Annotated in this window: 13 protein-coding genes and 5 pseudogenes; 5 read left to right on the forward strand and 13 right to left on the reverse strand. The window is 57.7% G+C overall.

Annotated features, from left to right (window positions below; all coding sequences use genetic code 11):
- Window positions 1-118: 118 nt before the first annotated feature.
- From E3W21_RS22200 to E3W21_RS22260, 13 genes and pseudogenes are all read right to left on the reverse strand, one after another.
- Window positions 119-1,426 (reverse strand): annotated as a pseudogene (locus tag E3W21_RS22200) (IS66 family transposase); the annotation flags it as partial.
- Window positions 1,427-1,486: 60 nt separating this feature from the next.
- Window positions 1,487-2,023 carry an IS66 family insertion sequence element accessory protein TnpB gene (tnpB, locus tag E3W21_RS31935; RefSeq protein ID WP_256661618.1) on the reverse strand — a complete coding sequence of 179 codons (537 nt, stop codon included), beginning with the start codon at window positions 2,021-2,023 and terminating at the stop codon, window positions 1,487-1,489.
- Between the two features lie 14 nt (window positions 2,024-2,037).
- Window positions 2,038-2,151 (reverse strand): annotated as a pseudogene (locus E3W21_RS31940) (transposase); the annotation flags it as partial.
- Between the two features lie 396 nt (window positions 2,152-2,547).
- A complete protein-coding gene (locus tag E3W21_RS22220; protein ID WP_371927137.1) occupies window positions 2,548-3,960 on the reverse strand; it encodes an aldehyde dehydrogenase family protein in 1,413 nt (470 codons plus the stop codon).
- Between the two features lie 5 nt (window positions 3,961-3,965).
- Window positions 3,966-5,015, reverse strand: a complete 1,050-nt coding sequence (locus E3W21_RS22225; protein ID WP_134421858.1) for a homoserine dehydrogenase — start codon at window positions 5,013-5,015, stop codon at window positions 3,966-3,968.
- Window positions 5,016-5,190: 175 nt separating this feature from the next.
- The gene (locus E3W21_RS22230) at window positions 5,191-5,628 is read right to left on the reverse strand and encodes an Lrp/AsnC family transcriptional regulator (RefSeq protein ID WP_129444083.1); all 438 of its coding nucleotides are present in this window, start codon (window positions 5,626-5,628) and stop codon (window positions 5,191-5,193) included.
- Window positions 5,629-5,650: 22 nt separating this feature from the next.
- Complete coding sequence (thrC, locus tag E3W21_RS22235) at window positions 5,651-7,030, reverse strand: threonine synthase (protein WP_134421859.1); 1,380 nt, start codon at window positions 7,028-7,030, stop codon at window positions 5,651-5,653.
- Between the two features lie 16 nt (window positions 7,031-7,046).
- Window positions 7,047-7,937, reverse strand: a complete 891-nt coding sequence (locus tag E3W21_RS22240; protein WP_129444087.1) for a LysR substrate-binding domain-containing protein — start codon at window positions 7,935-7,937, stop codon at window positions 7,047-7,049.
- A gap of 60 nt (window positions 7,938-7,997) precedes the next feature.
- Window positions 7,998-9,428: an amino acid permease gene (locus E3W21_RS22245; RefSeq protein WP_134421860.1), complete on the reverse strand. Its 1,431-nt coding sequence runs from the start codon at window positions 9,426-9,428 to the stop codon at window positions 7,998-8,000.
- A gap of 150 nt (window positions 9,429-9,578) precedes the next feature.
- Window positions 9,579-10,856: a cystathionine gamma-synthase family protein gene (locus E3W21_RS22250; protein ID WP_129444091.1), complete on the reverse strand. Its 1,278-nt coding sequence runs from the start codon at window positions 10,854-10,856 to the stop codon at window positions 9,579-9,581.
- Between the two features lie 484 nt (window positions 10,857-11,340).
- Window positions 11,341-11,712, reverse strand: a pseudogene (locus tag E3W21_RS22255) (acyl-CoA thioesterase); the annotation flags it as partial.
- 118 nt (window positions 11,713-11,830) lie between these two features.
- Window positions 11,831-11,908, reverse strand: a pseudogene (locus E3W21_RS32430) (hypothetical protein); the annotation flags it as partial.
- Window positions 11,909-12,023: 115 nt separating this feature from the next.
- Window positions 12,024-12,485 (reverse strand): annotated as a pseudogene (locus E3W21_RS22260) (IS21 family transposase); the annotation flags it as partial.
- Window positions 12,486-12,776: 291 nt separating this feature from the next.
- Here E3W21_RS22260 and E3W21_RS22265 point away from each other — a divergent pair.
- From E3W21_RS22265 to E3W21_RS22285, 5 genes are all read left to right on the forward strand, one after another.
- On the forward strand, window positions 12,777-13,913 hold the full coding sequence (locus E3W21_RS22265; RefSeq protein ID WP_134421862.1) for a sensor histidine kinase: 1,137 nt from the start codon (window positions 12,777-12,779) through the stop codon (window positions 13,911-13,913).
- An 809-nt stretch (window positions 13,914-14,722) separates the two neighbouring features.
- Entirely contained in the window at window positions 14,723-15,895 is a 1,173-nt protein-coding gene (gene wecB, locus E3W21_RS22270; RefSeq protein WP_371927138.1) for a non-hydrolyzing UDP-N-acetylglucosamine 2-epimerase, read from the forward strand.
- 41 nt (window positions 15,896-15,936) lie between these two features.
- The gene (locus E3W21_RS22275) at window positions 15,937-18,150 is read left to right on the forward strand and encodes a cellulose biosynthesis cyclic di-GMP-binding regulatory protein BcsB (RefSeq protein ID WP_134421863.1); all 2,214 of its coding nucleotides are present in this window, start codon (window positions 15,937-15,939) and stop codon (window positions 18,148-18,150) included.
- Between the two features lie 12 nt (window positions 18,151-18,162).
- Window positions 18,163-20,277, forward strand: a complete 2,115-nt coding sequence (locus E3W21_RS22280) for a glycosyl transferase family protein (protein WP_134421864.1) — start codon at window positions 18,163-18,165, stop codon at window positions 20,275-20,277.
- On the forward strand, window positions 20,274-22,817 hold the full coding sequence (locus E3W21_RS22285; protein ID WP_134421865.1) for a bacteriophage N4 adsorption protein A: 2,544 nt from the start codon (window positions 20,274-20,276) through the stop codon (window positions 22,815-22,817). The genes E3W21_RS22280 and E3W21_RS22285 overlap by 4 nt, the downstream gene beginning before the upstream one ends.
- Window positions 22,818-22,821: the final 4 nt, after the last annotated feature.

Raw genomic sequence — 22,821 nt, forward strand, 5'->3', positions numbered from 1 at the left:
CTTGCGGTGCCTCGTCACATTGTCGAAGGCGCTCTTGATTCAGCCTTCTAGATTCACCCGGTGACACGGGAGGTTCCCGCAGAGGGGAACAACTTCATTAAGCGACTTCGTGTCGCACCTCGCACCAATTATTGTCGATGGGTACGGCCCCGTCATCGAGGTAGCGCGACAGCGCTGCCCAGCGTTTCAGGCTGTAATCCAACGCTCTGCTGATAGCCGAACCCTCGGGCACAAGATCTCGCTGGACGTTCATCCAGGCATGCAGCGCATCCATCACCGGGACGGCTTTTTCTTGCCGTATTCGACGCCGTAAATCCGGTTCAAGGTCGCGGACTTCACTCTCGATTTCGTACAGCAACTGGATGGAACGCAGGGCCTGCTCGGCGAGTTGGCTCTTGTTAGTGGCGTGCAGTTCGAAGAACTTGCGCCGCGCATGAGCCATGCAGCCGATCTCGGTCACGCCGAGTTCGAAGCTGGCTTTGTAACCGCCAAAATCATCGCAGACTAGCTTGCCACTCCAGTCTTGCAGGAAGTTGCGAGCATGCTCACCGGCACGGCTGGGGCTGAAGTCGTAGACGACAGCTGCCGTTTCGCAGAATTGGCTGGTGGCGTAAGCCCAAACATATGAGCGGTGGGTTTTCTTTGAGCCTGGCGCGAGCATCTGTACCGGTGTTTCATCGGCGTGGACGACCTGCTGCCCGAGCACTACGTCGCGTAGTGCATCGACCAAAGGCTGCAACTGCACGCCCGTCAAACCTACCCATTGAGCCAACGTTGAACGTGGAATCGCCAAGCCGGCACGACCAAAAATCGACTCTTGACGGTAAAGCGGAAGATGGTCAGCAAACTTCGCGATCATGACGTGGGCCAGCAACCCGGCCGTCGGGATGCCCTTGTCGATGACCTGCGCCGGCACGGGTGCCTGGATCAGCGTTTCGCAGTCATCGCATACCCACTTGCCACGGACATGGCGTTCAACGGTAAAGACGCCGGGCGTGTAGTCCAGCTTTTCGCTGATGTGTTCACCGATGCGCTTGAGTACGCAGCCACATGGGCAGTGAGTGTTGTCCGGTTCATGGTGGATCAACGTGCGCGGAAACTCTGCCGGCAATGCAGTGCGTTTGGGCTTCTGCTTTTTTTCGGTTGGTGCTGGAGCCGTTTGCAAGGCTTGAAGCTCAGCCTCAATCGCCGCGATATCCGTATCGATCAGGTCATCGAGCAAGCTGGCCTGCTCAGGATTCATCTGCTCTCTGCGCTTGGCAAACTTCAAGCGCTTGAGCTGCGCAATCTCGTGGGTCAGCTTCTCGATCACCGTTTGATCTCGGGTGATCTTCTTGCCCATGGTGTCGACTTGCGACAGTAACTGCGCAGCGAATGCACGCAGTTGGTCAGGGGTCATTTGATCGAGATTGGGTGAAGAAGTCATGCCTTGGATTTTACCAAAGCAGACCGCTCGCAACAGCAGCCAAGAAGCAAATTACAGTTTTTAAAGTAGTGTGATTGCCCCGCCAGTTCCAACACGTTGCCAAGGCAGGCCGAGCACCAAGGCCTGAAGTTGCTCGGCATCCAGCTCCACTTCGCGACCTTGTCGAATGCCTGGCCAGTGAAACTTGCCCTGGTTCAACCGGCGTGCAGCCAGCCAAACGCCAATCCCATCGTGTATCAGCACTTTTATGCGATTGGCGCGGCGATTGGCAAACAGATAAGCGCAGTGCGGCTTCGCCGCACCGAACTCCGCAACCACCCGCGCCAGCGCGGTTTCAGTGCCAGCGCGCATATCCATGGGCTCGGTGGCGAGCCAGATAGAGTCGATGCGGATCATCGCAACAGGTCTCGAAGAAAGGTCGCGCAAGCGGCTGCGCTGTCGGCTGGCCAGTTCACTTTGATCGTGCCGCGCGGGTGTGGGATTTCGAGGCAGATAGTCAATGACGCGGCTTCCGACCTTGCCCCGATAGGCTGCATGGGCAGCGGAATGAAAGCAGGTTGCAGCGCCATGGTTTTCTGCGTTTGCACTCGAATCCATTTATGGACGAGGTTCGCGTTGAGGCTGTGGGTCAGCGCGACATTGGCAATCGAGGCACCGGGCTGGGCACACTCTTGAATGACCTGGGCCTTGAAGGATTTGGAGTAGGAACGGCGTTGTGGCTGCATGAAAGACCCGCTTAAAAGGCTAGAACTGGTGTCCACTTAATTTAAGTGCACACCATGTCTTGGCTTTGCAGGCCGGGATAGATGACTTCGCCGGACGGATACGACGCATGGTCAGGATGGCTGGAAGCGCTCGCGGCGGGTCTACTTACGCTTGCCGGCATACTCGGCATCGGCGAAGGACATCTGTTTCATCGGGGCTCAACCGTTCTGTTCATGTGAGGAGCGTATTTCACCAAACCTGGAAGTCTTTTTCAGCGTTTCTCTTAGACTGCCTAATGAACTCCGCAGTAGGTTCTATTCTCATGCGAGTGAAGACTCCACATTCAGCAAAACGCATTGGGGCGGTGACAAAACCGACCCAACGCCATACGACCCGATACAGTTGCCGCGCATCGACTAGCGCAACGTGTTCAAGCACACCACCTTGGGCTGAGTCATTTCCTCATAGGCAAATCGCACGCCTTCCCGGCCCAGGCTACCGTACTTCGAACCGCCAAACGGCATCGCATCGAAGCGGTAGTCGGAAGAGTCGTTGATCATTACCCCTCCGGCTTCGATCCTTCGTGCGGCGCTCATCGCCGTTGCCAGATCATTGGTGAAGATCCCCGCATGCAGGCTGTATTCGGGTTCATTGGCCAAATCGATGGCTTCGTCGAAAGACTCAAAGCACTGCAATACCACCACCGGAGCGAAGACTTCATTGCGCCAGAGTCGACTGGCGTGATCGACATTTTCCAATACGGTGGCGGCATAGCACGATCCTTCACGCCGATGGCCGCAGAGCAACGTGGCGCCCTCTTGCAAGGCCTCGTTCACCACTTGCTCGGCATTCTGCGCGGCTTGCGCAGTAATCATGGGGCCGATATCGGTATCGGCCAGTAATGGATTGCCGACCACAAGCGCACGGGCTTGACTGACAAAACGCTCTCGGAACGCTTCATAAATCGACGCCTGAATCAGCAAGCGCTGGGTGCCTACGCAGTTCTGCCCCGCGGCCCAAAACGCTCCGGACACACAACTCTCGACAGCCGCCTCAAGGTCGCAATCGTCCATGACGATTACCGGCGCATTGCCGCCCAGATCCATAGCCAGTTTCTTCAACCCAGCCGTGCGGGCGATCTGCTCTGCGGTGACGAAACCGCCGGTGAAGGAAATCATCCGTACCTCACGGGCGGCGACTAACGCCTTGCCCAGTTCCGCGCCGCCGGTGGCCACTGTAACCACTGATTCAGGCAAGCCCGCTGCGACCAGATAAGACACCAATTTAATCGCCGACAATGGCGCGAGCTCGGATGGTTTGAGAATCACCGCGTTACCGCCCGCAATGGCCGGTCCGAGTTTATGCGCCACCAGGTTCAACGGATCGTTGTACGGCGTGATCGCAACAATAAGACCCAGAGGTTCACGGGAAAACCAGCCCTGACGCGATTCGGAACCTTCATAAGCGTCAAAAGGCACCACCTCCCCGGCATTGCGCCTGGCCTCCTCGGCCGACAGCTTGAGGGTGTTGACGCAACGCTTGACCTCCTTTTCCGCCTGTTTGAGGGTCTTCCCGGCCTCGTCGACAATCAGCCTGGCAAACATATCGGCATCACGTTCGATGTTGATTGCGGCTTGCTCCAGAATTCGAGCCCGACGATGACGCGCTAACGCGGCGCACTCTAGTGCACCGCTGCGTCCCGTCTCCAACAACTGCGGAACTTGCGACGCACAGACATTTGTTACGCTGCCGATGACGGAACCGTCATAGGCGTTAAAGACTTCAATGGGCGGCTCCATGACATTTAGAACCAGGCGCGATAATTTCACAGGCGTTACTCCTGGTTGCGTGCAATGGATTGATGAATGCTGATGATGTCGGAGAGCAGCGCAAACGCCGTTTCCGTACGCCCGGCTCCCGGCCCCGAAATTGTCACCGCACCGAGCAGTTCGCTGGTAAACGACACCGCATTGGTCGCACCGCCAACACTGGCCAGCGGATGGTCATTGTTCAACAGCCGCGGTTCGACATTGGCACTGATCGAGCCGTCGGCATGGCGCACTGCCGATCCGATCAGCTTCCAGCGAGCGCCGTCCTGCCGGGCTTTTCCGATGTCGCCAAGGCTGAGGGATGAAATGCCGCTGCACGTGACGTCGCTGACAGTGAGCTTGGCATCCAGCAGTTCGTTGGCCAGGATCACCACCTTGAGGCGCACGTCATGCCCCTCGACATCGGCTGTCGGGTCGGCTTCGGCGTAGCCCAGTTCCTGAGCCTTGACGACGGCCTCGGCAAACCTAAGGCCGCCTTCCATACTGGTGAGCACGAAGTTGGACGTGCCATTGAGAATGCCTTCAAAACCGACAATGGAACTACCGGCCAGCGCCTGCTTGGCCAGACGAATGACTGGCGTGCCACTCATCACCGAACCTTCGTACTCAAATGCGACGTTGTTGCGTCGAGCCAGTGCTTTGAGCTCGCTACCGTGCAAGGCAATGGGTCCCTTGTTGGTGGTGACGACATGCTGGCCACCCTCTAGCGCCCAACGGCAGAACGAAGTTGCCGGCTCACCGTCTACCGGGTTGGTAAAGGTGGCTTCAACAATGATGTCCGCTCCGGAATCCTTGATCACCGCTTCATTGAGGGCTATGACATCGCCACCCGACAGTTGCGCCATTGCACCTTTGACTGCCGGTAATTGGGCAAGCATATCGGCGTCCAGCCCTTCGCGGCCAATCACCGAACCAAGAAACAAGTCAGTCACACCGACAATTTTCAGGGTGAAACCCAATTCTGTCTTCCACTGTTCGTTACGTTCGGCAATCAGTTGAGCCAACGCCCGGTTAACACCGCCAAATCCAACCAGCGCCAATTTGTATTCAGTCATTTTGTTATGCCCCTGATCCAGGTGATGGGTTGTTGAGTACTAGGTTAGGGGTGAGGCCAGGGCAGTTAAATAGGCCAATTTGCTCTATTTTGTGGGCGTTTTGACCAGAGTCAGAGCAAAGCTTCAGGCGTAAAAAAAGCCAATACAGGTTGGCTTTTGGCTGCACTAAAAACGGCTACACGACAGACGACAATACGAAGGAAGTCACCGTGTTTTCCACGCCGGGCAATGCGGCAATTTCGGTCCAAACCTTGTGCACCCGCTGTGGGCTAGCCGCGCCGACCCGCAGCATCAGGTCGAACTCGCCGCTCATCACATCGCACTGGAGGACTTCTGGAATTTCCCGCAGCGCTTGCAGTACATCTGCGCCACGCATCCGGTCGTAGCGGTAAACGAAAATCACAGCGTTGATGTTCGAAGCGGCTTGTCGTCCCTCCCCGGTTTTCACCGTATATCCCTGTATTACCCCGTCGCGTTCAAGTCGTTCGATGCGCTGACGTACCGCATTGCGTGACAGGTTGACCTTGGCTGCCAGCTCGGCATGTGCAGCCCTGGCATTGAGCTGTAGTTCCGCAATGATGTGTTCATCGAGAGGGTCCAGAATTCGCTTCACTTGGCCTCCTGTTTCCGCGCCATCACAGCGCGCCGAGCAGCTCATGGATGGTGTCTAGGTCGTCCGGCTCAATCCGGTAAACCTGCGCCTGCCCTTGCGTCGCGACCCCAGGTTGCGGCCTCGCGACACTGATGCCCAACTCGCCAAGCAGTGCCGCCGACTTGACCGGTGAGATTTCCCCCAGAGTCACCATTGGCGCCACCAGGCTTCGCCGATATAGCCGGGCGGCCAGCACACCAGTGGCCGTATGCGGGTCGATGACGTATCCGGTGTCGCGATACAGCGAAGTAATCTCCTTCAGCGTCTGCTCATCACTGACCGCGTAGGAGTCGATGATCATCCGCGCCTTCAACCAGAACTCGTTGGCAATGACGATCTCGCCGCTGGATTCGACCCTCTCCATCAGAGCACACACCGCCTGGTCGTCACGCCCGTATAACTCCCAAAGGAACCGTTCCAGATTGGAAAAAATCGATAGGTCCATGGCCGGTGACAACGTCTTGTTGGCTCGTGACCTGCTGTAGTAGTTCTTCTGAAACAACTGATGCAACGCATCATTCTGGTTGGTTGCAACAATCATCTGGGTAATCGGCAGGCCCATTTTTTGTGCGATGTAGCCTGCATACACCTCGGCAAAACTCGCCGCTGGTACGCTGAAACCGATCGGACGTTGACCACCGCCCAGTTGCAACACGGCGTGGAAGTAAAACACCAGTTGCGCCAACACACTGACCCAATTACTGGAGTTGAAACCGATCACCTCGTACTGCGCATACGGCCATTGTCGGAACAGCCGGGTGACAATGGTCTGGCATTCGTCGAAGCTGCCATTCACTGCGAACTGATGAACCCTTGGGTGCGCGGCTGCTTGCAGATGCTGGAGTTGGTCCCGAGGCACGCCCGCCTCCGGGTAAAACACCATCACCAGGGTGTCCTCGCAGTGCTTGAACGCCTCAATGGCGGCCAGCCCGGTATCGCCGTTGGTGGCGCCGATCACCACCCCGCGACGCCCACGCTTGCGCAGAAAATACGGCACCAGCCGCGCCTGCAACTGAGCGGCAAAATCCTTCGAGGAGCGAGTCGGCCCGTGGAACAGCTCCAGCACCCACTCGTTACGATCGACCTGATGCAAAGGTGCAAGGGAACGATGGCTGAATTGGCTGCCAGCTTCTTTGAGCAAGCGCTTGAGGTCTGTCTCGGGGATCGACTCACCCACAAACGGACTGATCACCCTGTAAGCCAGTTCGTCATAGGGCAGGGTCGACCAGTTGGCGATGTCATGCGATTCAAACAGCGGCAGTTCGAGCGGTACGAACAGCCCACCGTCGTCGGCAATTCCAGACAATACGACCTGTTCGAAGTCGACCTGCACAGTCGAATTTCGGGTACTCACATAACGCATGGTTGGCTCCGGCCATTCATTTGAAACGATGTGCCTGCTCGACAAGCCAGGTGGAAAATTTCACCGCGTCGGGGTGCTGCTCGGCCCCGGAACCGCGCACAAGGTAAAAAGACTCGCTGGCTTCAATACGCAGGGTAAAGGGTTCGACCAACCGTCCGTCCTGAAGCATCTCCTCCACCATCGAGGACCGCGCCAGGGCAATCCCCTGCCCTAGCTCGGCCATGCGCAAAGTGGAGATCAATGTGTCGAACTGCATACCCGTCGAGGAGTCGACGGTATCCGCACCGACCATGTTCAACCAGTAACCCCAACCCTCTTCGTAACCCAAAACATGCAACAGCGGATGGTGCGACACATCAGCAGGTACCGTCAGCGGTGACATCGCCATCAGGTCCGGCGAGCAGACCGGGAACAGCGTGTCCCAGCTCAGGCGCTGCGACACAAGGCCGGGCCATTGACCGTGGCCCCAGCGAATTTCCATGTCATCCTCACCGTCCAGTTCCTTTACCCAGATATTGCTTATATATCGGATATCGACATGTGGATGCGCCTGGCTAAACCCCGCCAGCTTGGGCGCCAGCCAATGCACGAAAAACGCCAGGCTGCCGCGCACCTTGATCGGCCGACGTTTGTGCTGGCCGAAAATTTCGTTGGTCCCCACTGCCAGTCGCGTGATCGCATCCTGCACCACTGGCAGATATGCCTGGCCTTCCTCGGTCAGTCCCAAGCCGCGTGGCAAGCGTTTGAAGAGCGCCACCCCAAGATGGCTCTCCAGTTGCCGGATCTGCTGACTGACCGCCCCCTGGGTCAAAAACAGCTCTTCGGCGGCATGGGTGAAGTTCAAACAGCGGGCAGACACCTCGAATGCCCGCAGCCAGTTCAATGGGGGTAGCGTCTTTTGCTTCATGGCTTGAACCTCTTGGACGCCCCCTCCACCGAGCACGCTTGCCCATCCCGTCGACGCTGACTAGATCGCGTCGGACGGTTGTGGCAAGGGGACAACCGACAAGCGTTGCTCGCGGCTTTTACGGGTAATGTAATACACGAAATAGCACCAGGCGATGAATGGCAAACCGAAGTACAACGCCACTCGCTGCTCCGGATCGAACGCAATCCCCACACATGCCAGACTGCAGCAGACCAGCGCTCCCAACGGCACCCATGGATAACCCCGGACACGGAATTTCAAGTCGCGGATGTCACCGCCGTTGGCCACAAAGTGACGGCGAAAAGCAATCTGGCTCGCGGCTATGCTCATCCAGACCACAACGACCGCCAATCCGGAGATCGACACCAGCGCCAGATAGATAGTGTCGGCGGCAAACACGCTGCTGAGCAACGAGGCAGCCCCACCCGCCATGCTGACGATAATGGCGTTGAGCGGCGTACCCATGCGAGTCAGGGCCGAGAACCGCTTGGGCAGATGACCCTGATCACTCAGCGTCCAGAGCATCCGTGACGCGGCATACAAACCGGAGTTGGCGGCTGACAGCAAGGCACTGATGATCACAAAGTTCATGATGTCTGCCGAATACGGAATCCCAATGTAAGTGAACACAGTGACGAATGGACTCTCGACGAGACCGGCCTGTTCTCGGGGCAATAGTGTCGCAAGGACGAAAATGGTCCCCACGAAAAAGATCGCCAGGCGCAGCACCGTCGTGCGAATGGCACGCGGTACGTTGCGCTGCGGGTCCTTGGTTTCCCCAGCGGCAATACCGATCAATTCAGTGCCGGAGAACGCAAAAGACACCGCCAGCAACGTCATTGCTATCGGCATGATTCCGGTAGGAAAAAGTCCTTCGCGAGTAAAGTTGCTCAACCCGATACTGTGGCCCTGCTCGATGTGCAGCAGACCGAGAATTGCGCCACCGCCGATCATCAGAAACACTATTACGGTCACCACCTTAACCAAAGATAACCAGAACTCGGTCTCAGCGAACAGACGCACCGAAATCACATTGATCAGAAACACCAGGCCTGCAAACAAGGCACTCCAGATCCATACCGGTGTATCCGGGAACCAACGCGCCATTAAGATGCCGGCAGCGGTGAATTCGGAACCGATGGCCACCGTCCAGGTCAGCCAATACAACCAAGCCACGGTATAGCCGGTTCCAGGCCCGAGATAACGGGTGGCGTAAGTACTGAATGAACCGGTTTCCGGCATCTGCACCGCCAATTCGCCCAGGCACATCATCACCATGTAAACCATGAGCGCGCCGATAATGTAAGCGATCACCGCTCCCAAGGGACCGGCCTGGTTAACCGTGTACCCGGACGTGAGAAACAGCCCGGTACCAATGACGCCGCCTAATGCCAACATGACAATATGCCGTGTCTGCATTTCCTGTTTAAAACCGGAATGTGTATTAAGTTGTTCTTCTTTTATGGACATGGTTGTTCTCATGAAAGTTATTAGGGCACGAATTAACGTCTGCGATGATTGACTCGGCAGAGTAAAAACAGATCGCCACTAAGTTTTATTATTATTCCACTTCATGAACGCCCCACTCACCTCCTTGCAGTGAGGTTTTACGCTAATGCTTCAGTTTGTAATTTCGGCGCAACCTTCATTGATTGAAAGCTGCGTATTTGATTGTGCGGGTTCGTTGCCAGACCCTCTGACAAATGCGAACGCCTGTTTCAGGTCGTCGAGCAGATCGTCGGTGTCTTCGATGCCGACAGATATCCGCACCAGCCCTTCTGAAATACCCAGGGCCAGTCGTTCCTCCTGCGTGTTCTCGACATGGCTGGTGGTTCGCGCGGGACCGTAGATGGTTTCCACCGCACCGAGATTGCCAGCGCAGTGGGCGAATCGCAGTCGTGGCAAGAGCACCTTCACCGTGTCCATGCCGCCCGCCACAACAAAGCTGACGATTGCACCGAAGCCGGACATTTGCGCGCACGCCACCGCATGATTCGGATGGCCGGGCAAACCGGGATAATTGACCGACTCCACCAACGGTTCGACGCAGAGGTACTCGGCCAGTACACGGGCACTGTTTTGCTGCTGACGCATGCGCAGCACCAGGGTTTTCATACCGCGAATGATCATGTAGGCAGAGAACGGGTCAAGCGCTGCACCGTTGATTTCCCGGTAATGACGAACCTTGGCCATCAGCGATTCACTACCGCACACCAGGCCGCCCAGCACGTCGCCATGGCCGCTGAGAAATTTGGTGGCACTGTGAATGACCACATCCACCCCCAGCCCCAGCGGGTTCTGATTCAACGGCGTGGCGACGGTGTTATCCGCCACCACCGTGGCACCGACACGCTTGGCTGCAGCCACCAGACGCTCGATATCGAGTATTTTCAGCGTCGGGTTGGTCGGCGTTTCCAGGTACACCAATTGGCAACCTTTGGCGATTTCACGTTCGATTTCTTCGTGATCGAACGTCTCGCACAACGTCACGTTCACACCGGTACGTGGCAGGAATTCTTCGAAAATCTTGTTGGTGCCGCCGTAGCTGTCCTTGGTCGACACCACACGATCGCCATTGGCCAGGAAGGTGTAAAGCACACTGCTGATCGCCGCCATTCCGCTGCTGAAAGCCACGGCTGATTCGGCCAGCTCCAACTCGCGAATCTTTGCCTCGAGAGTCTCGACTGTCGGGTTGCTCATGCGGCTGTAAATAAATCCAGGGGCCTTGCCCAACGCCACGTCGTACCAGACATCAATGTCGTCATAACCGTAAGCGGCACTGACCACGATCGGCGTTTGAGTCGCATTGTAGGGATGCCTGACTTGCTCCCCGCCCCACACTGCGCGGGTTCCCGCACCGGCATTTACAAACCCTGCGTTGCCTGGTTTTTTATTCATTAAGACTACTCGCACTGAGGGTGGCGAATGTTGAGTCACTCACCGGATCTGACGGCCAATATAGTGAAAAGCAGCGCCTCCGAGAAACGATGTTATAGGTGCCAAAGGGCCGCTTTTTTTAATGGATGTGATTGCGTGAGGGTTAAGCAAATTGCAGTCTTTCGACAGGTGCGCGAGATATAAACGTCATCCTGAGGCAATCAGCCAAGTTGTTTGCTGCGCAGAACCAGTGGCCCTCCAGGACGGCCAAGGAAGCTGAGAATCTGGAGGGTAGGAGAAGTTTCAGGGCATATCGCAGTGGACGAGTCTGGCTCCTTAATCGTTGATCTCATGAACGTGGTGCCAATGAATGATAAAAACGGGCAGAGGAAACCGATATTGAGTTTGACTCGTCGAGTTCGTCGATGATGGAGTATCGCTGTCGAATGGAAAGCGGATTAATCGCTGGCCATTGTTATTAACGCAACATGCTGGGCATTGGTCATCAATCGATCTCTTCCACTTGGAGACCTGCCGGTGATCCGAGCAGCGGCTCACGCACAATCATTGCATTCCGTAGCGCCTGACACGGGTTCGCCTTGGTGCCGGCCTGAACATCGTAAAACACACAGGTTACAGCCCCTTCGCCACACAGTTCGCCGTTCCATATTGCGTACTCTTGCACGAAGCTAGTACTCCCTATCCGCTTGAGACGAGTGGTTATCAGGGTCTGTTCACCCAGTAACATCGACTTGTGATAGGTGAACTCGACCGAGCGCACCACCAGTCCAATCCCGCCCTGTCCTGGAAAATGACCGGCCACCAGTGCGAAATGACGACTACGCGCCTCCTGACACCAGTCTAGGTAGATCAAGTTGTTGACATGGCCAACCCGACCACCACCTGAGTTGTTTTGTTATTCATCTTCTCTTCTCGAACTAACTCTTGAATGGCTCACCGGTAGGGCTGGCAAGAGGCCAGACCTTCACGCCAGCCGCGGTCCGCTTTTGTGACTGCAGCGCGTACGCGTCCTGTGCCTCCCGACTGATGTCATAACGACGCGCCACCAGCTGGTGGCATAACAAGAACTTTTTCCATGCATGTTCCGCAGTCTCTGCCGGCACCGCTCTCGAGCGTCGCCGCCATGTTCTAGGATACCGAGGGCTTAACCAAGTCCGTGACATGGCCCCGTCCAATATGCAGCTTCATGTGGGACACCTGGATGCGTCGGAACAGGCCGCCAATCAGAAGACCTTCTTCGCTCCAGTCGAACTGAAAGGCCTCTGCGAGTGCGAACGTCAACGGTACAAAGGCGCGCAAAGACTTGCCTTGCTCACCTCGCCACGAGCGTACAAACGCTGTGAGCTGGCTGTAGCCGCCGTCGTAACCCTCGGCCTTGATCTGCTCAAAGAGTGCTGTGGCGCTCCTGCGGTTGTGCTTTGCCCGAAACGAATCTGTCTTGAGCGCCTGCTCCAGCGTCTCGTGAAATGGACTGAGTTTGTTGAAGGCTGCGCACCGCTGGTACGCCGGCTGAGTAGCTTCGGGCGCTCTGACCCATTTCCGTATGGTGTTTCCCGACAGCCCGGTTCGCTTGGCTATCTGATGCAGCGACAGCATGTCGCGAAAATACATGCGCCGAATTTTGCCCATCATTTCCATGCTGATCACCCTGTGTGCTCCTGCTCAAAAATTGAGCAGAAGCAGTTGAACACCTGGGTCAGTTTTAAGTCGGCAGAACAGCCTTTACTGGGTCAGTTTTCGGTCAGCGGCAACACTTGATGCACTAGTAAAGCGCAGGGGGGCTGAGATTTTGCGTTGGTAGCGCAGGCTCTCGATGTAGACAAACCATGCCAGGCGGCCGAATCGATGCTCTAATTCAGCTTGTGCTGTTTCGTTCCCGTTTTCGACCTCGATTACGACTCCATAATCAGGATCACTGGCATGCGCCTATCTGACTTCATCATCAAGAACCTTGAGCCAACTCTCCAAGCTTGGGAAGACTTCGCAAGAACCATTGAGGTCCCCGGCGAAGCACTGGACCCCAAGGCTCTACGGGATCACGCCGAACAGATGCTGCGTGCAATAGCGATAGACCTGTGCACCTACCAGTCTGCGCAAGAGCAAATCGCCAAGGCCCAGGGTAATGCTCCTATGGAGGAGCTGGAAACCCCTGCGGAAACCCATGCAGTAACGCGTTTAATGGCGGGGTTCACGCTGGATCAGATGGTATCTGAATATCGAGCGCTGAGGACAAGCGTACTCAGTCAATGGCTGGGGCAGATGAAGGCAGGGACAGTTTTGGAAGTGGACGATATGATTCGCTTCAACGAAGCCATAGACCAGGCGCTCGCTGAGTCTATTGCTAGCTACTCGCGTGTAGTGGAGGCCTCACGCAACGTTTTTTTAGGCATCCTTGGCCATGATTTGCGCACGCCACTGGGGGCTATTTTGCTGGGTGCCGATGTTTTGCGGCGCTCGGATGAGCTGGGGGCGCGGGAGACTAAAATTGCATCGGGGATATACACCAGCGTAAGTCGAGCTAGCCGGATCGTTGGCGACTTGCTGGATCTAACCCGCTGCCAAATGGGCCCTGGGATTCCCATCAAAAAGGAAGACATCGACCTAACTCCACTATGCATACGAATAGTTGAAGAGATCCGCACTTTTCATTCAAGCGCGGATATTGTTTTCAAAGTGGGGGCGTCGGCTCGCGGTGAATTCGATGGCGCCCGCATGGAACAGGTGTTTTCCAATCTGCTCAGCAATGCCGTGCAGCATGGTGATCTGCGTTTCCCGATTAAGGTTTCACTGGAGGTATCTGACAGCAGCGTCGTGTTCGTCGTCCATAATCTCGGCGAGCCTATCCCGGAGGACATTCTGCCCTTCATCTTTAACCCCATGGGACGTTTCTCTCAGCACGCGTCTCTTGATCTAGGTCCTAGCACTGGCCTTGGCCTAGGTCTGTACATCGCTTCCGAGATCGTGGCTGCGCACTTGGGGACTATAGATGTGACTTCCGACAGAGAGCGCGGAACCACTTTTCTCGTAAAAATGCCTATAGGGGGATTAACAACGTAAGCAGGGCAACCACAACAACCCGGTAGCAATTGGGATACTTCGATTGCTCTGCTGTATGTGTCAGTATCGGTCTACGCTATTTGGTGAGGACGAAAATAAATACGGAGAGCACAATCTACGCACCGGCATTTGTCGGCCAAAAGCTGCGGTGCATCACGGATCCAATATGTCGGCGAAGTTTTTTCCAAATTGAATATCCCTAACGCTACTAATGCGCAGTGTCGCATGCGTAAAAAAGCTACTGCCCCAAAAAAGTCTTACTTCAAGACGACAATATTCAGGCGTCATTTTAGTGACCGCCACAACTATTACCCCGAGGACGTGTCGATCTACTACGTAGACCGCGACCATTACCACCAATGAGTAATTCAATCACACTGACGAACGGACTAAAATTATAAAATAACAAGAAAAAACAACAAGTTGGACATTAAATAATAATCTAAAAAAACCGCCAACAAATTACAAGAAACCAGAAAAGACCGACCACAAATATAAAAGTTCCAAGCTTGATTATTTAATTAAAAAACAGATATAACACTTTAAAATATTCGCCTTCGATGCTAATAATCCGGCCAGTTCCGGGTTTCCCCAGGCGACACATACCTCACATGAAGTGAACATCAGATCTCACACTGATTACCCGGCCTTTACTAAATTCAAACAACGCTAGCTTGCTCAAGTTTCAATAAAACTTGGGCCAGCTATTGTGCTGCGCACTAAAACTGCGCAAGGAAGACATCATCGTTCGCCATCATTCAAAGATTAAAATTCTTTCGATCTTCGGTACCCGTCCAGAAGCCATCAAGATGGCGCCTTTGGTCAAAGCCCTCGCTGCGGAACCTGGCATTCATTCGCAGATATGCATTACCGGCCAACATCAAAGCATGCTTAAACAGGTGCTGGATCTGTTTGACCTCAAGGCCGATTACACCCTCGATGTGATGACGCCGCACCAGTCGCTCAACTCGTTGACTGCGGCGCTTTACGGGGCGATTGACCCGGTGCTGGAAATGACCCGCCCGGACCGGGTGCTGGTACATGGCGACACCACTTCGGCCATGGTTGCCTCAATGGCTGCGTTCCATCGACGCATTCCGGTCGGTCATGTCGAAGCCGGGCTGCGAACCGGTGATATCTACAGCCCGTGGCCGGAAGAAATGAACCGCCGCTGCATCGACCTCGGTGCGGACATGCTGTTTGCGCCGACCCTCGAGTCGCGCCAGAACCTGCTCGACGAACGACTTCAAGGTCGCACCTTCGTGACCGGCAATACGGTGATCGACGCGTTGCAGATGACAGCGCGACGTATCGAGCAGGACGCAGACCTGCGTGCAAGCCTGGACCGGCAGTTCTCGTTCCTGCAAACCGGTCGCAAGGTGCTGCTGGTCACCGGGCATCGCCGGGAAAACTTCGGCGAAGGATTCCTCGATATCTGCAAGGCCTTAAGCCACCTGGCCCGACGCGCTGATATCCAGATCGTCTATCCGGTGCATTTGAACCCCAACGTCCTGGGCCCGGTCACCGAGCAGTTGGGCGATCTGCCCAACGTGCACCTGATCAATCCGCTGGACTACCTGGCCTTCGTGCGCCTGATGCAACGGGCGCATGTGATCCTCACTGACTCCGGTGGCGTGCAGGAAGAAGCACCGTCCCTGGGCAAGCCGGTGCTGGTCATGCGTGATGTGACCGAACGCCCGGAAGCTGTCGCGGCGGGCACTGTGCGCCTGGTCGGCACCTCGCCGGACTCGATCATCGCTGGCGTCAACGCATTGTTCGATGACGACCTGTTGTGGCGCCGATGCTCCCAGGCGGCCAACCCTTACGGCGATGGCAAGGCCAGTGCGCGCATCGTCGATGCCCTGATGGGGCGCCCGGTCGATGATTTCGTCGTGGCCGGGCAACCCTTGCCCAAGTTTCTGCACTACCCGTCAGCGGTGCCTGTGCCCGAGAAAAACTACCCGGCTTTTACCTCTCAATAAACCAAACCGCTCCTCCCCTTATCAGCTCGAGATCTACCTGAATGAAGTCTTCCGTTGCCATCCATACGGGCACGCTCAGCGCCCTTGCCTGTGGCGTGAGCCTGCTCGCGCTCATGCCGACCTTTGCCTTGGCCGCGGACAGCCCGCTCACCCAGGCGATCAACCGGCTCAACGCCGACACCCGACAAGAGCGTGAGATCCGCTTGAGCGATCTGGGGATCGATGCACCGATCATCCTCGGCTCCACCGATGCCCGCCGCGAATTGTATTTGCCAGTGCCGGCGGGTGTGCCGTTGACGGATGCCACACTGAATTTCGACGCCAGCTACCTGAATGGTGAAGGCGGACGCAACACATTGCTGCTGTCGCTGGACGGCTATCCCGTGCGCGCCGAAGGGCTCAGCGAAGCCCAAGGTGATGCCAGCGCCACACTGGGCGTGGGCAAGCAAGCGCGTGATAGCGGCTCGCTGCGTCTGGGCATTGCCTGGTCGTCAGTCGTGTCCCGTGTGTTGTGCGAAGACGAACGCGCGATCGGCAATGTATTGCGTATCGAACCGGACACTCGCCTCAATTACAGCTATGACGCCAGCCAGTTACAGGACGTCGGTGCTGCCTGGACGGCATTGCCTGGCAAACCGGGGATCATGGTCGCGCCGGGCACCTTGTCCGCCGACAGCTACGATGCGGCCTGGCGTCTCGGTGTGGCACTGGAGCGGATTGGCAAGCACAGCCGCGTTCTGCCCTTCCCCGCCGTACAAGACACTGTCGACCTGACCGGCCTGCGCATCCCGGCCGAACTGCAGACTATTCCAGCGTTCGCCAGCCTTAACGGCAAAGGCTCGCACGTTCTGGCGAACCCAGCGCAAATCGGTGCGCTGTTGATGTTGGGGCAGACGCCGAACGTCCAGGCGGATCTGGCAATCAACGACCCGCAACTGCTCAAAGCCGTCAATGAATCGCTGGACGCGCTGCAGAGCCAGATTCAAGGCCTCGATGCCACAGCCGCCAGCGCCTTCGCGCAATGGCGTGAGCGGCATATCAATGCAGGTCTGGCCGCCACCGGCACTGACAACGTGCGCCTGGCATTGCTGGGCACCCGCCCGGTGCTGATGATCGCGCCGCAAGCAACCGGCAAGGCTCTGGCGCTGTTCAGCACTGCCTGGAACGCACTGGCACGCAGCCGCCAATTGACGGTCAGCGAAGCACAAATGCCATTGAGCGCCGACGGTCGTGTGGCCTTGTCGCGCCTGGGCGGAAACCCCGACGCCATTGAAGTGCTGGCCAAATCCGATTGGAGCACCTCGTTCCCTCTGGGTAGCGTGGCCTACGACGGTCGCCTGCCGGTGAAGGCGGTGGTCGATGTGTCTGCCGCCCCCGGTGCCTCTGACACCGCGCCGGTGGCCTCGCTGTTTCTCAACGATTACCTGATTGGCGCGCAACAGCTCGTGGCCAACGGTGAACAGCAACGCATCGAAGCACGTATCCCGCGTTACGCCCTGGGTTCGAAGAATGTGCTGCGCGTGTCGTTCCAGCGTCAGCCGGTCAGCGATCGTTGCCTGGAAACGCCACAGGCCTTCCCGGTCTCGGTGCTGCCGACCAGCCACATCGTGCTGGAAAAAACCGCGCTGGCTGATGACTTCTCCGGCATGGCCGCGCGCTTTGCCATGGACACGCAAATTCTCGTACCACAGGCCTACCTCGATCATCCGGCGAGCAGCTTGCCGCAGGTTATTTCGGTGGCTGACGCCGTCGGTGTTTCGCCGCTGCGGGCGCAACTGAACGTCAGCGCCGACCCAAAGGTTTCGGTCACGCCGGACAAAGCCTTTCTCGCCTTCGAGCTGCCGGTCAAGGACAGTAAGGAATCGGTGCAGGTCGATGATCAGGGTCGCTTGCGCATCAATCACAAGGATCAGATGTTGTTGGACATCCATCCCCTCAACCACCTGGCCTCGTTGCAAGTGGTGGATGCCGGCGGCCAGCATGGTCTGGTCTATCGCGCCCTGGGCAATGACGCGCCACGCTTCGCCAAACAGATTCTGCTGACCCGCGGCGACGTGGCCATCCTCGGTGACAACGGTGCACTGACCACCTTCGACACCCAGGATCCAAGTGGCAGCCAATTGATCGACAACGAAGAACCCAAGGGCCTCGACGCCTGGCGCAAGCCGTCGCTGTTGTGGCTGATTCCGGGTGGCATCCTGTTGGTCCTCATCCTGTTGCTGGCTGGCCGTAGCGCCCGTCGCAATCGCCAGTAACGGAAACTTTCGATGACGTCGCTTTATTGGCCCTACTGGCTGGCCCACTACTACAGCTTCCTGGAGATCTCGACCATCGTGGTCGCGGTGCTGATCCTGATCTCCAGCCTGGACGATCTGTTCATTGACTTGTGGTACTGGTCTCGCCGCCTGTTTCGCAAGTTCACCGTGGATCGCAAATACCGGCCGCTGACCGCCGAGCAATTGATGGCCCGGGATGAACAGCCGTTGGCGATCATGGTCCCAGCCTGGCTGGAATATGACGTCATCGCACCGATGATCGAGAACATGGTGTCGACTCTGGATTACCAGAACTATGTGGTCTTCGTCGGCACCTACATCAATGACCAACGCACCATCGATGAAGTGGAACGCATGCGTCGGCGCTACAAGCAGCTGCATCGCGTGGAAGTCCCGCATGCCGGGCCGACCTGCAAGGCCGACTGCTTGAACTGGGTGATCCAGGCGATCTTTCTGCACGAGAAAACCCACGGCATGACCTTCGCCGGCGTGGTGCTGCACGACAGCGAAGACGTACTGCACCCGATGGAGTTACGCCTGTTCAACTACTTGCTGCCGCGCAAGGACATGATCCAGTTACCCGTGGTTTCGCTGGAGCGCAACTGGTACGAATGGGTGGCCGGCACCTACATGGACGAATTCGCCGAATGGCATGGCAAGGATTTGGTGGTACGTGAAAGCATGACCGACACGGTGCCGTCTGCCGGAGTCGGCACCTGTTTCTCCCATCGTGCCTTGCGCGTACTGGCCGGGGAAACCCAGAACCAGCCGTTTAACACTGACAGCCTCACCGAGGACTACGACGTTGGCGCACGCCTGGCCAAGGTCGGCATGAACGCAATCTTCGTGCGCTTCCCGGTGCAGTTTCGCGTGTTACGTAAATCATGGTTTCGCAAACCTTACGAATCGACCCTGAAGATGCCGTTGTGCGTGCGGGAATTCTTTCCCGATACCTTCCGTACCGCGTTCCGCCAGAAAGCCCGCTGGACGCTGGGCATTGGCCTGCAAGGTTGGGAGCAAATGGGCTGGAACGGCTCGCTGGCCAACCGTTATCTGCTGTTTCGTGATCGCAAGGGCGTGGTGACGGCATTCGTCAGCATCATCGCCTACGTGATTCTGGTGCAGCTGCTGGGCCTGATCATCCTGCGCCAGAGTGGCCTGTGGGACGTGAGTTTCCCGACACCCTTTGAAACCAATGGCTTTATCCAATACCTGCTACTGGCCAACGGTATCGCGCTGGCCTGGCGGATCGCGCACCGCTGCTATTTCACCACCGTACTGTACGGCTGGCAGCATGGTTTGCTGTCCATCCCGCGCATGGTGGTGGGCAACTTCGTCAACTTCATGGCCGCATCACGCGCCTGGCGCATGTTCCTGGTCGGCAAGGCGCTGAACCGCAAACTGGTGTGGGACAAGACCATGCACGACTTCCCGTCCACCGACCTGGTGGCTGCCGCACCGCGCAAGCTGGGCAGCGTGTTGCTGTCCTGGCAGGCGATCAACGATGCTGACCTGCAAAGCGCCCTCGCCGAACAGAAAACCCGGCACATGCCCTTGGGGCGGATTTTGCTCAGCAACGGCTGGCTGGACGATGAGACGCTGGCTGAAGCCATCGCCTTCCAGAACGATCTGCCGCGGGTGTTCAATGTGGCCGCCAAGGCACGGGACTCGATCCTGACGCTGGACGATGAGTTCGCCCTGCGCTGGCGCGTGGTGCCGCTTGGCTTGAATGCCGACGGCCGCGCGCAAATCGCCGTCGCCAGCCCTCTTCCGGCCGAAGGTCTGCAACAGGTCAGCGATGAACTGGGCAGCGAACCGGTGCAGCTGATTGCCCGTGAAAGCGAAATCGTCGCGCAATTGCGTCAACTGAACGTGCGTGAAGGCCAATCCGTGCCGGATGCCCGTGCGCCGCTGCTGGGCGACCTGTTGATCGAAATGGGGCTGCTGGATCGCGACGTGTTCAGCCGCTCCATGTTGCAGTACCGCCCGCAGCATCACGGACGCATTGGCGACTATCTGGTCGACAGCGGCGTGCTGCCCCGCTCCACCATCGAAAAGGCCGTGGCGCGTCAGCACAGCCACTACCCTGCGGAGCTTCCGGCATGAACCGCCCCTTCCTGACCCTCATGGCCACGGGGCTAAGCCTGTTACCTGGGCTTGTTCATGCCGAGACGCTGCCCCTGCCGTTGACCGGCCCGGCCTTTGAAACTGCCAACGAGGCGTACAGCGCGTACGAGCGTAAAGATTACGACCTGGCCATCGCCAAGGCCCGCGAAGCGTTGCGTCAGCGGGCTGATATCACTCGCTTGAACACCTTGATTGCACTGGCACAACGCGACAAGGAACAGCGAGACCATCCCAAGCGCTACCCGCAATCACGTCAGGCCCCAGGCTTCGGCGCCGCGGCCCAGGCGTTCAAGGCCTATGATCGCGATGACTTCGGCGTGGCTGCCCAAGCGGCACGCAAAGCCATCGCCCAAGCGCCCAAACGCATGGATTATCGACTGCTGCTGATCGAGTCGTTGCAACGCCAACAACATCTACAGGAAGCGGATCAAGCCACCACCCAGGCCCTCGCGGTGTTCCCGGACGACGATACGTTATTGATGCGTCGCGAAGCGATTCGTCGTCAACTGGCGGCGCCGCTGGCGGTTCAGGGCTATCGCGCCCTGGACCAAGGCAATGCGACCCTCGCCATTGACCAAGCCCGAAAAGCCGTCGCCCTGTCCCCGGAAATCGGCGCCAATCAGCAATTGCTGATCAGTGCCCTGCTCGCTGCCAGGGATTACCGTGGGGCCGAACAGGCCGCGTCAGGCGCTTTGGCACAAGACGATGGGGAAATCGCTCCGTGGATTCTGCGCAGCTACGCCCTTGATCGTCAGGGCAAAACTCAGGCCGCCCAGGCTGACCTGAATCACGCCCTGGCCATCGATGGCCTGCTGGAAGCGGAAATTCGTGACATTCGTTTCTTCGCGGCGGACGCCGCACTGGCCCATGGCGAGCCTCAGCAGGCGCTCGATCATCTGCAGCCACTGGTCGACGATGAAGGCGGCGAAGTGGCCCGCCGACGTACCGCTGCCCGAATGGCGCTGCGGCAGAAAAACAATGGCGCGAACGTGATTGCCCACTTCCCTGCTCCGGCTTTGAACTGTCAGGAAACGGCTTTCGGCCTGGTCTGTGATATCTGGCCGGGCAACCAACGTGATGGCGGAACCGACATGGCCGGCCAAGCCTACGCGGCCCTGGCCCGCAAAGACCCTGCGACGGCGGTTGCCCTGACGAACGAAGCCATTGCCCGTGCGCCACAGAATCCGGCGTACCGCCGACTGCTGGTCAGCGCCCTGAGTGATCAGAAACGTGTGCCCGAAGCCATCGCGGCAGCCAGCGAAGGTCTGAAGCTCACGGGCGATGACGCTCGTCTGCTCGCCCAGCGCGGCCGTCTGCGTCAACAATCGGGTGACGATGCCGGGGCGCGCAAGGACTTTACCCAGGCACTGGCGCTGGCCAGTCTTCCCGCTTACGAAGAAGCCAGTCTGTATGCCGCCATCGGCCAGCGCCGAACTGCGCGCGAACGCCTGCAACAAGCGCGGGACACGGGCGAGCTGGAATCGATGAGCGATCTGCAGATCGCTTATTTGTCGGTCCAGGCCGGCGACGATGACGGTGCCCACACTTCGTTCCGCAAGGCCGATGCCGACTCCCGACTCACGCCGACAGCAACACAGGATGCGGCGTACAACGCCATGCGGGTCAATGACGACGAGCAAGCCGTCACCTACTTCAAGCGAGTCATCGACGTGAAAAATGCCGGTGAACTCGATATGTCCCCGCAGCAGCTGTTCGACACCCGTCGCGCGGTGGCCGATGTGTCGCGCACCTGGGGATTGACCAGCACTACCAGCTATCGCGGCAACAGTTCGAGCAGTGGCCTGAGCTCAGCGCCGAGTAGCGGCAGCAACAGCAATGACAGCCTGCAAAACAGCACCGAGCTTTCCTGGCGTCCCTTGGGCTATCGCAACGCACGTTTTGTCGAACTCTACGGACGCATCACCGACACGCTGCGGAGCAAGAACGGCGATTCGGATACCGGTTTCGATGCGCTGCAAGGCGCCGTGGGTGTCCGGGTCAAACCCTTCACATCGCTGAACGTGATGGCCGCCGTCGAGCGTACATTCCCCTTGGGATCGTCGGACGTCGACGGTGACTGGCTGGTGCGTCTGGGCTACGGCTCAAGCATCGGGACCGATCTGCGAGTGGATGCCTCCAGCTGGTGGACCTCGCAGTTGTTCGCTGAAGCCGGTCATTACGTCAACGACTCGCGCGACTACTTCAACAGCGAATGGCAGGTGGGTCGCAGTTACGCCATCGGCGGCACAGGCTCGCGCTGGGTGAGTTTCCCCCATGTCGTGGCCGCGTTCGACTACGACTCCAAGATGAACAGCAAGACGGACACCGACGGCAGCACGGACTCATCATCTGGCAAGGCCGGTGGCGTTGGTATCGGTAACAACGTCCGGTACTGGTTCCGTGAAGATGCGTACAACGCCCCCCGCTCGTATGTGGACTTTTCTCTGCAGTACCGCGTGAAGGTGCTGGGCGATGACCGCGCTCAAGGCGTGTTCGCTCGCCTGACCTATTCCTATTGAGGAC

The sequence above is a fragment of the Pseudomonas sp. F01002 genome (assembly GCF_004402115.1).
GTDB lineage: Bacteria > Pseudomonadota > Gammaproteobacteria > Pseudomonadales > Pseudomonadaceae > Aquipseudomonas > Aquipseudomonas frigoris.